The organism is Streptomyces sp. NBC_00057, assembly GCF_045041165.1.
Taxonomy (GTDB): domain Bacteria; phylum Actinomycetota; class Actinomycetes; order Streptomycetales; family Streptomycetaceae; genus Streptomyces.
The window spans coordinates 2803776-2816752 of record NZ_CP108256.1 but is presented as its reverse complement, the minus strand read 5'-3'; the positions used below and the strand labels follow the sequence as shown (position 1 = coordinate 2816752).

Annotated in this window: 10 protein-coding genes; 2 read left to right on the top strand and 8 right to left on the bottom strand. The window is 69.1% G+C overall.

Going from position 1 to position 12977, the window contains the following annotated elements:
• Positions 1–119: 119 nt before the first annotated feature.
• Positions 120–1703, top strand: a complete 1584-nt coding sequence (locus OG953_RS13065) for an acyl-CoA carboxylase subunit beta (protein WP_405684295.1) — start codon at positions 120–122, stop codon at positions 1701–1703.
• A gap of 65 nt (positions 1704–1768) precedes the next feature.
• Positions 1769–1972: an acyl-CoA carboxylase subunit epsilon gene (locus OG953_RS13060; RefSeq protein ID WP_093897832.1), complete on the top strand. Its 204-nt coding sequence runs from the start codon at positions 1769–1771 to the stop codon at positions 1970–1972.
• A 144-nt stretch (positions 1973–2116) separates the two neighbouring features.
• On the opposite strand, the gene OG953_RS13055 is transcribed toward OG953_RS13060, so the two are convergent.
• The 8 genes from OG953_RS13055 to OG953_RS13020 form a co-directional block, all read right to left on the bottom strand.
• The gene (locus OG953_RS13055; RefSeq protein ID WP_014048542.1) at positions 2117–2698 is read right to left on the bottom strand and encodes an ATP/GTP-binding protein; all 582 of its coding nucleotides are present in this window, start codon (positions 2696–2698) and stop codon (positions 2117–2119) included.
• A complete protein-coding gene (locus OG953_RS13050; RefSeq protein ID WP_405684293.1) occupies positions 2679–3284 on the bottom strand; it encodes a DUF742 domain-containing protein in 606 nt (201 codons plus the stop codon). Before OG953_RS13050 ends, OG953_RS13055 begins: the two co-directional genes overlap by 20 nt.
• Before the next feature lie 89 nt (positions 3285–3373).
• Entirely contained in the window at positions 3374–3787 is a 414-nt protein-coding gene (locus tag OG953_RS13045) for a roadblock/LC7 domain-containing protein (RefSeq protein ID WP_351796714.1), read from the bottom strand.
• Positions 3788–3797: 10 nt separating this feature from the next.
• Positions 3798–6971 carry a nitrate- and nitrite sensing domain-containing protein gene (locus OG953_RS13040; RefSeq protein WP_405684292.1) on the bottom strand — a complete coding sequence of 1058 codons (3174 nt, stop codon included), beginning with the start codon at positions 6969–6971 and terminating at the stop codon, positions 3798–3800.
• A 347-nt stretch (positions 6972–7318) separates the two neighbouring features.
• Positions 7319–7900 carry a GTP-binding protein gene (locus OG953_RS13035; RefSeq protein ID WP_405684291.1) on the bottom strand — a complete coding sequence of 194 codons (582 nt, stop codon included), beginning with the start codon at positions 7898–7900 and terminating at the stop codon, positions 7319–7321.
• Positions 7881–8288 (bottom strand): DUF742 domain-containing protein, encoded by a 408-nt coding sequence (locus OG953_RS13030; protein WP_405684289.1) that lies wholly within the window; start codon positions 8286–8288, stop codon positions 7881–7883. Before OG953_RS13030 ends, OG953_RS13035 begins: the two co-directional genes overlap by 20 nt.
• Positions 8289–8420: 132 nt before the next feature.
• Complete coding sequence (locus OG953_RS13025) at positions 8421–8843, bottom strand: roadblock/LC7 domain-containing protein (RefSeq protein WP_003966009.1); 423 nt, start codon at positions 8841–8843, stop codon at positions 8421–8423.
• Positions 8844–12593 carry a nitrate- and nitrite sensing domain-containing protein gene (locus tag OG953_RS13020; protein ID WP_405684288.1) on the bottom strand — a complete coding sequence of 1250 codons (3750 nt, stop codon included), beginning with the start codon at positions 12591–12593 and terminating at the stop codon, positions 8844–8846.
• Positions 12594–12977 lie beyond the last annotated feature (384 nt).

Below are 12977 nucleotides of genomic sequence, written 5' to 3'. Positions count from 1 at the left end.
AGGGCTGGTACTTCGCCTGCATGTCCCCAACCTTCTGTCAGGCTTCTCCAGGAAACAGGTCAGGAGACTGTACGGAGTCGACGGCAGGATTTACTTGCCCGGCTTCGTAGGGTCGGTACATGACCGTTGTGGACGAAACCCCGGGCGAGCCGAGTGACACCCGTGGCCGTGTGGCCGAACTGCTGGCGCTGCGCGAGCAGGCCCGGCGCGGACCGAGTGACCGGGCGACCGAGGCGCAGCACGCCAAGGGCAAGCTGACGGCGCTCGAGCGCATCGAGCTGCTGGTCGACCCGGGTTCGTTCAAGGAGGTCGAGCAGCTTCGCCGGCACCGTGCGACAGGCTTCGGCCTGGAGCAGAAGAAGCCGTACACCGACGGTGTCATCACCGGCTGGGGCACGGTCGACGGCCGCACGGTCTTCGTCTACGCCCACGACTTCCGGATCTTCGGCGGTGCGCTGGGCGAGGCCCACGCCACCAAGATCCACAAGATCATGGACATGGCCATCTCGGCCGGTGCCCCGCTGGTCTCGCTGAACGACGGCGCGGGCGCCCGTATCCAGGAGGGCGTCAGCGCGCTCGCCGGATACGGCGGGATCTTCCAGCGCAACACCCGGGCCTCCGGTGTCATCCCGCAGATCAGCGTGATGCTCGGCCCGTGCGCGGGCGGTGCGGCCTACTCCCCGGCGCTCACCGACTTCGTGTTCATGGTCCGCGAGACCTCCCAGATGTTCATCACCGGGCCGGACGTCGTGAAGGCGGTCACCGGTGAGGAGATCAGCCAGAACGGCCTCGGCGGTGCCGATGTGCACGCCGAGACCTCGGGCGTCGCGCACTTCGCGTACGACGACGAGGAGACCTGCATCGCCGAGGTCCGCTACCTGATCGGGATGCTGCCGTCCAACAACCGGGAGAACCCGCCCACCGTGGCGAGCGACGACCCGGCCGACCGGCGCGGCGACGTCCTGCTCGACCTGGTGCCGGCCGACGGCAACCGCCCGTACGACATGCACAAGGTCATCGAGGAGCTCGTCGACGACGGCGACTACCTGGAGATTCACGAGCGCTGGGCCCGCAACATCATCTGCGCGCTGGCCCGTCTGGACGGCCAGGTCGTCGGCATCGTCGCCAACCAGCCGCAGTCCCTCGCCGGTGTCCTGGACATCGAGGCGTCGGAGAAGGCGGCCCGGTTCGTCCAGATGTGTGATGCATTCAACATTCCCATCATCACTCTTTTGGACGTACCCGGCTTTCTGCCCGGGGTGGATCAGGAGCACGGTGGAATCATTCGGCACGGTGCGAAGCTGCTCTACGCGTACTGCAACGCCACTGTGCCGAGGATCTCGCTGATCCTGCGCAAGGCCTATGGCGGTGCCTACATCGTGATGGACAGCCAGTCCATCGGTGCGGATCTGACCTACGCCTGGCCGACCAACGAGATCGCGGTGATGGGCGCCGAAGGTGCCGCCAACGTCATCTTCCGTCGGCAGATCGCCGACGCCGAGGACCCGGAGGCCATGCGGACCCGCATGGTCAAGGAGTACAAGGCCGAACTGATGCACCCGTACTACGCGGCCGAGCGCGGCCTGGTCGACGACGTCATCGACCCTGCCGAGACCCGCGAGGTGCTGATCGCCTCGCTCGCCATGCTCCGCTCCAAGCACGCCGACCTGCCGTCCCGCAAGCACGGCAACCCCCCGCAGTAGTCCGCAGCCTCGCAGCAACCCTGCCGAGCCCGCGAAGACCTGCCGAGAAGACGGAGAAACCACCCATGAGCACTGCCGCCGAGTCCGTGCTGCGTGTCGAGAAGGGTCTTGCCGACCCCGAGGAGCTGGCCGCCATAACCGCGGTCCTGCTCGCCCGCGCCGCCGCCCAGCCCGCAGCGACCCCCGCCCACCGTGGCCGCAGCACCGCCGGATGGCGCCGTCTGGAACGCACCCCGGGCTTCCGCGCCCCTCACTCCTGGCAGGGCTGAGCTTTTCTGTCCTCAGGCGCCGGACGGGCTCGACCGAGCCCGTCCGGCGCCTGAGGACAACGCTTGAGGACGCAGCGCAACCGTAAGGCCCCGCACTCCCGAAGGAGTGCGGGGCCTTACGCATGTCTGCCGGGGCGGCGAGCCCTACCGCAACCGAGCCATCAGCGCATGCTCCACCAGCGTGATCAGCGCACTTTTCGCATCCGCACGGTGTCGCGCGTCCGTCGTGAGAATCGGCGTGTCCGGCCCGATCTGGAGCGCTTCGCGGACCTCGTCGGGGGTGTAGGGCTGGTGTCCGTCGAAGCCGTTGAGGGCGATGACGAAGGGGAGTCCGCTGTTCTCGAAGTAGTCGACGGCGGGGAAGCAGTCGGCGAGGCGGCGGGTGTCGACGAGGACGACGGCGCCGATGGCGCCGCGGACCAGGTCGTCCCACATGAACCAGAAGCGGTCCTGTCCGGGCGTACCGAAGAGGTACAGGATCAGGTCCTGGTCCAACGTGATGCGGCCGAAGTCCATCGCCACCGTCGTGGTGGTCTTGTCCCCGGTGTGCGTCAGATCGTCGATGCCCGCGGACGCGGACGTCATCACGGCTTCGGTGCGCAGCGGATTGATCTCCGAAACGGCACCGACGAACGTGGTCTTACCCACGCCGAAGCCCCCTGCCACCACGATCTTCGCGGAGGTAGTGGAGCGGGCTGCTCCGCCGCTAGAGCTTGCGAAGTCCACTGAGCACCCTTTCGAGCAGTGTCACATCTGGCTGGCCGCCGGCGGACTCGTCGCCGCCGGGCTGATGGATAGCGACGAGTCCGGCCTCTGCCAGGTCGGCTACGAGGATTCGGGCAACGCCGAGCGGGATCGAGAGCATTGCCGAAATCTCGGCGACCGACTTGATCTCGATGCACAGCCGGCAGATCCGCTGGTGCTCGGGCAACTGCCCTTGCAGCCGGGACGGATCGGCCGTGGTACTGACCAACGCCTCAATGGCGAGTTGGTAGCGCGGTCGGGTCCGGCCGCCGGTCATGGCGTACGGACGGACCAGCGGATTGTGCGCGGCCGCTGCGGCAGGCTCGGGGGCCTGCCGCAGCTGAACGGGCTGAATGCGGGGCGACTGGGGCGAGTCGTAGCGCTGCGGCCGCTGCGGAGGCCACCCGGGACCCGGCTGGGCGCCCTGCGGCGGCTGCGAAAAGGGCTGATACGGCTGCTGTGTGCCCTGTCCGCTGGGTGTGGAGGGGAAGTTGAAACGATTGTCCCCGTGCTCACCCGGCACGTTCTGGCCACCGTCGTACCGGTGTCCGCCTGGGGGTGTTGCCACGATTCCTCCTCCGCCTGCCGGTCCCGATCCCAGTGGGTCCGCGCCACCGCACTTTATGGCTCAGTGGCGCGAAACGCACTGTCTGTCTACTAGTTAAGAAGACTTCCCTGAAGTTCGGCGCGGAGGTCCGGGGTGAGGACGGTGCCCGCACGGTCGACCAGGAGGGCCATTTCATACCCGACCAGACCGATGTCGGCATCCGGGTGGGCGAGCACGGCCAGCGAAGATCCGTCGGAGATGGACATGATGAAGAGGAATCCGTGTTCCATCTCCACAACTGTCTGATTCACGGCGCCGCCTTCGAAGATCCGCGAGGCTCCCGCGGTCAGCGAGGTCAGACCGGAGGCGACAGCCGCCAGCTGGTCCGCGCGGTCGCGCGGGAAACCTTCGGACATGGCCAGTAGGAGTCCGTCGGCGGAGACCACCACCGTGTGCGACACCCCGGGGGTGTTGTCCACGAAGTTGGTGATCAACCAGTTCAGATTCTGCGCCGCCTGGCTCATCGGGCTCACACTAACGCTCCTGGTTGTAGGTATTACTTGTGTCCGAACCCGCGTTACGTCCCCGCAGCACGCCCCGCCGCAGGTTGCTCAACCTGCCGCGGACGTCCTCGGGGGCGCGGGAGACCTGAGGGCCGTCCTGCCGGGTCTGCTCTGCCGTGCCCTCGACCAGATTGGCCTTGGGCACCCGCCGGGGAAGTCCGGACGGGGTGACCCCGCCGGCCTTCGGCTCCCGGAGCTTCTCGGCCCGCTCCCAGCGCTCGTCGTTCGCCGAGCGCCAGTCGTCGGAGCCGTTCCCGTCCTGCTGCGCAGGCGACTGCCGCTGCGGCAGTTCCTGCTGCGGCTGTTGCTGCTCGGCGACGGGCCGGTTGTTCCCGCGGCCGGTGGGCTGCCAGTGCTGTTGACCGCCCCGGCGCGGCAGACCGGCTTCGGTCAGCTCGTGGCCGGAGTTCGGGGTGGCCCCCGGACGATCGAAGCCTACGCGTTCCTGCGGCTCGGCGGGGATGCTCGGGGAAGATTCCGCTTCGACTTCTGCCGGCGGCTCGTACGCGCCCTGGTAGGCGCTCTGATCCGCCCACCCGTCCTGGTGGGGCTGGGGGGCGAACTGCTCCTCGTACGACGGCTGCGGGACCTCACCGGCCGCATAGGCAGCCTCCGCATAGCCGCCCTGATGAGCGCGGTCGGGCTGCTCGGCAAAGCCCGCGTCGCCGCGGTAGGGGTCGTAGCCGCCCTCGTACGAAGCCTGCTCGTACTGCTCCTGCTGCGGCTCCTGGGCGTACCCGTTCTCGGCGTACCCGTTCCCGGCGGGCTGGTTCGCGGCGTACTGCTCCTGCGGGAACTGCGGGCGCTCGCCGGCCGTCTGTGCCTCCAGCGTGGCCCGGCGCTCCTCACGCATCAGCGAGCGGCCCACCGGGTCCAGCTGCGCGGCGTCCACCGACTGCTGCTCGTAGCGAGAGTCGTCGAAGCCGAGCTCCGCCGCCGTGCGCATCTGGGGCTGGTGCGGCAGCTGGTCGAAGGTCTGCTGCTGCGGAATGATCGAGGAGACGGTGAAGTCGTCCTGCGCGGCGACCGGTTCGCCACCGCCACCGTGGGTGATGGCGTCCGGCAGCATGACCAGCGAGGTCGTTCCGGCCTGCTCGCCCGAGGGGCGCAGCTGGACCCGGATGCCGTGCCGGTCGGCGAGCCGGCCGACCACGAACAGACCCATCCGCTGGGACACCGCGGCGTCCACGGTCGGCGGGTTGGCCAGCTTGTGGTTGATGTCGGCGAAGTCCTCGGCGGTGAGGCCGATGCCCTTGTCGTGGATCTCGATCATCACGCGGCTGTCGGGCAGCCGGGTCGCCGTGACCCGCACCTTGGTCTGCGGCGAGGAGAACGTGGTGGCGTTCTCCAGCAGCTCGGCCAGCAGGTGCACGAGGTCGGTGACGGACTGGCCGTGGATCTCGGTCTCCGGCACCCCGGAGAGCTCGATGCGCTCGTACGACTCCACCTCGGAGGAGGCAGCCCGCAACACGTCGACCAGCGGGACCGGCTGGTTCCAGCGGCGGCCCGGTTCCTCGCCGGCGAGGACGAGGAGGTTCTCGCCGTTGCGGCGCATACGGGTGGCCAGGTGGTCCAGCCGGAAGAGGTTCTCCAGCTGGTCCGGGTCGGCCTCGTTGTTCTCCAGGTCGGTGATGAGGGTCAGCTGGCCCTCGATCAGCGACTGGTTGCGACGCGACAGGTTGGTGAAGATCGCGTTGACGTTGCCTCGCAGCATGGCCTGCTCGGCCGCCAGCCGCACTGCCTCGCGGTGCACCTGGTCGAAGGCGCGGGCGACCTCACCGATCTCGTCACGGCTGTCGATCGGGATCGGCTGGACACGGGTGTCGACCCGGCCCGGATCGGTCCTGGAGAGCTGGTCGACCAGCATTGGCAGCCGCTGCTCGGCGACCTGGAAGGCGGCTGTACGCAGTCGGCGCATCGAGCGGCTCATCTGCCGGGCCATCAGCCATGCCAGGACGAAGGCGGCCAGCAGGGCGACGATCACGACGGCGGCGTTGACGACGGCGGCTTTCTTGGCGCTGGACGAGATGTCCGCGGCCTCGGCCACCGCCTTGTCGACGAGTTCGTTCTCGACCGTGGTGTAGGCGTCGAACTTGGCGGTGGCGGCCGCCATCCAGGTCTCGGGCGTGATGCCCTTCGCAGCCAGCTTCTCGGGCGACTTGCCCTGCCCGATCTGCTGGGCCATGCCGTCGAAGACCGAGCCGTCGACACTGGGAGGCGTGACGAACGGGACACCCGCGGCGTCGGCCTCCTCCTTGGCCTTCTTCAGCTTCTTCGCGCCGTCGGCCGACTTGTCGGCCATGACCTGCTTCAGCCGGGCGGCGTCGGCCTCCGTACCACCGGAGATGAACTCGTCGAGTGCGATCTGTTCCAGGTAGTTGTATGAGCCGAAGGCCTTGACCTGGGCCTCGAACTTGGCGCTCTCCTGGCTCGGACGCACCAGGAGGTGCATGCCGATGGAGCGCTGAAGCGATTCTGCAGCTTTGGCGAGTTGGATCGCGTAGAGAGTACGGCCATAGCTGGTGATGTTGCTGGTGCCCAGCCCCAGCTCGTTGGAGAACTGCATCAGGTAGTGCTGCACCTCGACGTAGCCCTCTTCCGTCTTCACCGGGTCCATGCCCTCGGCGTAGGCGGCCTTGCGCAGCTCGGGAAGCTTGGGCTCCTCCAGCCGGAACAGCTGAAGACGCCGCTCCAGGCCCTGATCCTTCGGCAGGTCCTGCACGGCCTTGTCGAACTTGGCCGCGGCCGCGTCGGTGGCGGCCCGGGCCTGGCTGACGACAGCGGCGTCACGCTCGTTCGACAGCATGGGCTGTGCGGTGAGGTCACGCTCATTGAGGAGCGCCTGGCCGTACTCGGAGGCCGCGCGCACGATCTGCGCGGTCTTCTCGGCCTCCTGCGCCTCCCGCCAGGTGTCGACCGACTCCGTCACCTGGAAGCCGCCCATGACCAGGCCGACCAGTACCGGGATCAGGAGGATCGCGTTCAGCCGGGTGGGCACCCGCCAGTTGCGCGGGGACATCCGGCTGCTGCTGCCACCGGACGCCACTGCCCTGGACGCATCGGCAGGCGACGCCGCGGCGCGCGGCGGTGGGGTGAAGTTGCCCCGCTCTCGCTGCGCCGCGGAGCCCTCGTTGCTACGCCTCACTCGACCAACAACCTCTCGGCGTCGGCACCTACGTTGTGCCGTTTTTCGTTCAGGGCCGTACTACTGGGAAGTTCGTCGAATTCCAGCACGGGGACCGGCCGCGTTCCAAACAGTCGGAACCAGCCATTCCGAGTGGTCCAGGCCTCAGATATAACGGGCATAAAGAGCGAGCCCCGTCAAAAGGCGGGGCTCATGTGAGCACAGCGGTACCGATCGAATGCATCGGGTGTTGAACGCGGGACAATTCTCTGTCGAAACGTTATGAACACGGGGGCGGATCGTGTCAAAGGACACAGTCCACCCCCGTTTGGTTACGGTAACTGCCATATATCAATACAGACTTGTGCCTACTTCAGCCGCGCCATCAGAGCGTGTTCCACGAGCGTGATGAGGCCGCTCTTGGCATCCGCACGGTGCCGCGCGTCCGTCGTGATGATCGGGGTGTCGGGTCCGATCTGGAGCGCTTCGCGGACCTCGTCGGGGGTGTAGGGCTGGTGTCCGTCGAAGCCGTTGAGGGCGATGACGAAGGGGAGTCCGCTGTTCTCGAAGTAGTCGACGGCGGGGAAGCAGTCGGCGAGGCGGCGGGTGTCGACGAGGACGACGGCGCCGATGGCGCCGCGGACCAGGTCGTCCCACATGAACCAGAAGCGGTCCTGTCCGGGCGTACCGAAGAGGTACAGGATCAGGTCCTGGTCCAGCGTGATGCGGCCGAAGTCCATGGCGACGGTCGTCGTCGTCTTGCCGCCGGTGTGCGTCAAGTCGTCGATGCCCGCGGACGCGGACGTCATCACGGCTTCCGTACGCAACGGGTTGATCTCCGAAACGGCACCGACGAACGTGGTCTTACCCACGCCGAAGCCCCCCGCCACCACGATCTTCGCCGAGGTGGTGGAGCGGGCCGCACCGCCGCTAGAGCTTGCGAAGTCCACTGAGCACCCTTTCGAGCAGCGTCACATCCGGCGTGCCGCCGGCCTCTCCATTGCCCGGCTGGTGGATGGCCACCATGCCGGCTTCCGCCAGGTCCGCGACAAGAATCCGGGCCACACCGAGCGGCATCGACAGCAGCGCCGAGACCTCGGCCACCGACTTGACCTCACGGCAGAGGTGGCAGATCCGCTGGTGCTCGGGGAGCAGCGTCCCCAGATGCGCGGGGTCGGCCGTGGTGGAGACCAGCGCCTCGATCGCGAGCTGGTAGCGCGGCCGGGTCCGGCCGCCGGTCATGGCATACGGACGGACCAGCGGCTGGTCGCCTTCACCGTCGTACGACGCGTGGTGCAGTACGCCGTACGGATCGGGTGAGGCGGGTGGCGGGGTCATGAATCCTCCGGGCGTGACAGCAAGGGGTCGGCTTGCCGTCTGAAGGGGCCGGTGGGGGCTATAAGCGGCCGAACGGGCTGGGGATGAGGGCGTTACCTGGGGCAATCGAGTCTGTCATCGATCCACGGCTGCCTAGTGGAGCAGGCTGCCTTGGAGCTCGGCACGGAGGTCCGGGGTGAGGACGGTGCCCGCACGGTCGACCAGGAGGGCCATTTCGTACCCGACCAGACCGATGTCGGCGTCCGGGTGGGCGAGCACGGCCAGCGAGGAGCCGTCCGAAATGGACATCAGGAAGAGGAACCCGCGTTCCATCTCCACCACGGTCTGGCTGACGGCGCCGCCTTCGAAGATCCGGGAGGCGCCCGCGGTCAGCGAGGTCAGACCGGAGGCGACAGCCGCCAGCTGGTCCGCGCGGTCGCGCGGGAAACCTTCGGACATGGCCAACAGGAGTCCGTCGGCGGAGACCACCACCGTGTGCGACACCCCGGGGGTGTTGTCCACGAAGTTGGTGATCAACCAGTTCAGATTCTGCGCGGCCTGACTCATCGGGCTCAACTAACGCTCCTGCTGGTGAGTGGGGCCGAGGGGAAAACTTCCGGTCGACTGGCCGTTGTTGGCCTGCCGTCCTTGCTGGATGCCCCGGCGGAGATTGGTCAACCGCCCGCGCACATCATCGGGCGCACGCGACACCTGAGGACCGGACTGATGGTTCTGCTGCTGGGCGGTGCCCGGCACCAGATTGGCGCGAGGTACCCGGCGAGGCAGTCCGGAGGTGGTCACTCCGCCTGCCGCGGGCTTCTTGGCCCGCTCCGCCTGCCGTACGAGTTCGTCGTTCGGCGAGGGGCGCCAGGAGCTTGTGGTGGCGCCCGTGTCGCCTCCGTCGCGGCGCGGCGCGGCGGGAACGGGGCGCTCCTGGGCCGGCTGCTGCGGGGAGGCGGGCGCCTGCAGCTCGGCGGGCGGCTGCTGGCCGCCCTGCTGCGGGCCGTGGAACCAGTTCGTCTCCAGGGTGTCGTACAGCGGCGTACGACCGTCCCCGGGCCCGGCCGGAGGCAGCGCCTCGGGCTGTGGCTGTGGCGGCAGGACCGGGCGGTACTGCGCGTCACCGTTGGGCAGGGCGGGCGGACGCGGGGCACCGAAGTCCCCGTTGTCCCGGCCGCGGTGACGCGGTGCCGGCAGGCTCTGGTCCTGCGCCCGAGCGGGCTGCGGCTGTCCGAAGTCGGGGCGGGCGAACTGCGCGGTGCTCGCCGGGTCCTGCGGAGACTGAGCCTGCGGGGCCGGGGCCGAGAAGTCCGGGCGGGCGAACTCGGCGGTGGAGCCGGGGCCCTGCCGGTCGTCCATGGGCGGCCGCGGGGTGAGTGGAGGGCTCGTCGGTCGCTGGAACAGGCCGGTGGACTCGGGCTCCTCGTGGCCGCGCGGGGCGTCCAGCGGAGCACGCCGCGGCGCGGACGGCTCCTCGGTGCCCCAGCTGGTGGTCTGCGGGCGCTGCGGCTGCGGGTTGCCACCGGGCAGCTCGGCACGCGGACCGCCGACCGGGGGCAGCTGACGACCGGGGTCGACCGGGCCGTCGGGCTGCTGGAAGCCGCCCTGGCCGCCCGGGTTCTGCCGGGCCTGCTGCGGCTGCGGGGACTGCCACGGGGCCGGGCCGTTCGACCGGCCCTGCTGGTCGCCGCGGTCCTGGCGGTGCTGGTCCTGGCGGCTCTGGCCGAACATGTCGGGCTGGGACGAGTCCGTACGGCCCGTTCCGTCGCCCTGGCCGCGGGCGCCGAGCCGGGCACCGTTGCCGAAGGCACCGGCGAGGCCGCCACCCTTACGCTGCGGCTCCTGGCGCGCGGTGTCCTGCGGGCCGGTGTTGGACAGCCCGGCGGACTGGAAGCCGGCGTTCTGCTGACCCGGCTGACCCTGTTGGCCCTGCTGGTTCTGCGGCCGGCGGGGGCCGCCGTCACGCGAGGGCAGTGCGGCACGCGGACCGGAGCCCGCGCCGACCTGACCGCGCGCGGCACCCGGGCCCGCGGCGAGCCGGCCGGCCGGGGCCGACGGAGCACCTCCGAGACCGGGACGGGAGCCGTTGCCCGCGCCCGTACCGCTGCCACCGCCGAGCAGACCGCCGGGGGCGGAGGGCTGCTGCCCCGGTCCCGGCTTGGGGGCCGGCTGCTTGCCGCCGTGCGCGACATCGACGGGGAGCATGACCAGCGCGGTCGTACCACCGGAGTCGGAGGGCCGCAGCTGGATCCGGATGCCGTGACGCAGGGACAGCCGGCCGACCACGAACAGACCCATGCGGCGGGAGACCGAGACATCCACGGTGGGCGGCGAAGCGAGCCGCTCGTTGATCGCCGCGAGGTCCTCGGGGGAGAGGCCGATGCCGGTGTCGTGGATCTCGACCAGCACCCGCCCGTCGGGCAGCGCATGACCGGTTACCCGGACCTTCGTCTGCGGCGAGGAGAACGACGTGGCATTCTCCAGCAGCTCGGCGAGCAGGTGCACGAGGTCGTTGACGACGCGGCCCGCGACCTCGGTGGCGGGCACCGCGGCCAGTTCGATGCGCTCGTACTGCTCCACCTCGGAGGCGGCGGCACGGAGCACGTCGACCAGCGGGACGGGACGGGTCCACCGGCGGCCCGGCTCCTCACCCGCGAGGACGAGGAGGTTCTCGCCGTTACGGCGCATACGGGTCGCGAGGTGGTCGAGCTTGAAGAGCGAGGACAGCTGGTCCGGGTCGGCCTCGCGCGACTCCAGTTCGGAGATGAGCGAGAGCTGACGCTGGATGAGGCCCTGGCTGCGGCGCGAGAGGTTGGTGAACATCGCGTTGACGTTGCCCCGCAGGAGGGCCTGCTCGGCGGCGAGACGGACGGCCTCGCGGTGCACGTCGTCGAAGGCCGCGGCCACCTTGCCGATCTCGTCCCGGGAGTGCACACCGACCGACTCGACCGAGGTGTCGACGTCCTGCGGGTCGGCCTCGGAGAGCTGCTTGACGAGCTCGGGCAGCCGGTCCTGGGCGACGCGCGTAGCAGTGTCCTGCAGTCGCCGCAGCGAGCGGATCATCGACCGGGCGACGACGAAGGCACCGACCAGCGAGACACCGAGCACCAGCAGGATGAGCGCACCGCTGATGATCGCTTCGCGCTTCGACTCGTCGCGGAGCTCGCGAGCCTTGCCCTCCATGTCGCTGAGGAGGGTTTCCTCGATGGTCTTCATCGCCTGGATCTTGGTGGAGCTCTGGTCGTACCAGTCCAGATAGGAACGCCGAGGCATGTTGTCCATGCCCGAGGGGCTGTCCAGGACCTGCTTCGCATAGGTCTCGGAGGCCTTGATCTCCGGGTTGCCCTCCTTCAGCGTGGCGATCAGCTCTTCGGCGTTGTTGCCGGTCGCCGCGTAGACCGCCTCGAAGGAGCGGAGCGCAGAGTCTTCCTTGTCCAGCGCGGCGCGGCCGAACTGCTTGTCGTTCGGGTCGAGGTGCGGCTGCTTGCCGTTGCCGCCGGGCAGCGACGCGGCGATGACCGCCCGCTGGATCGAGGCGTACTCCTTGGCGGAGGAGAAGGCCGCCAGCGCCCGGGTCCGCTTGATCATCTCCGAGTTGCTGGTCGCCTGCGCCATGTCCTGCGAGAGGCTCAGCAGCGAGGTGATCAGCTGGCTGTACTGGTCGACGGTCTGGAGACTGGGGGAGCCCTTGGCGTACGCCGTCTTGCGGATCTCGCGGATCGAGGACAGCTGGCTGGCGATCTGATGGACGCTCGAGTTGATGCCCTCGAGGGCCTCGTCGCCCGACGGGTCGCCGATCGAGTTCGTCGCGTCCAAGAAGGCCGTCTTCGCCCGGTCGGTCTTCTTGCGGGGCTCGGTGACCTTGAAGTCGTCGGCCTTCACCCCGTTGGACAGTGGACCGGCCGAGCGGTCGCGCTCCTCCTGGAGCGCCTGGGCGAGCGTGGTCGCCTGCTTGGTCATCTTGGTCAGCAGCTGCATGTGATCCAGCTGCTGGATGTCGTTCATGGAGTCGTTGATCCGCAGTCCGCCCAGCGTGGTCGCGGCGACCACCGGAAGGGCGAGCAGGGAGACCAGACGCGTGCTGATGCGCCAGTTGCGAAGAGCCACACGCGAGCCCGTGCTGAGGGGGCCCTGGGGCTTGAGCGACGAGATGGGATCGGTGCCGCTGCTCACCGTGGCATCGGGGCGCCGGTCGCGGTCACCGCTGTCGCCGGCCGAGGCCGGTCCGGGGTTCTGGGCGTGCTGGGGCGAGGAACCGCGGTCGGTCCCGCCGTGCGGCTCCTGTTCCGCCGCAGCGCTGCCATCCCTCTTGAAACGTCCCTGCACTAGCGTCGCAACCTCTGGACCAGGCGTCCCTCCGCGCGAAGCGGGTGGGACGGTGTCGGCGTCGTGGGGCATCGTGTCCGCCCCCTGGTGGTCGTGAGTGACCGGCGCTCTTCCCCCTTCCGCCGCCACTCGGCGCTCCGTTGCGCCCCTGCGCGCCGGTTTGAAACCCGCGGCGGTGCGTGGAATTCCAGCACAGTGCCGGATCTCCAACAAGGGCCCCGTACCGGGCCGTGGCCAGGGTGACGCGTTGTGATGACCGGGTGACAAACCGTGGAGCGTGTTCGCGGGCAAAGTGGATCATTAAGGGTGAATCGATGGAGGGCGAAGGGTGTCCCAGTCGACATGATCAGGAGCGGAATGGCTCATTCAGTGCCGCAATGTCCG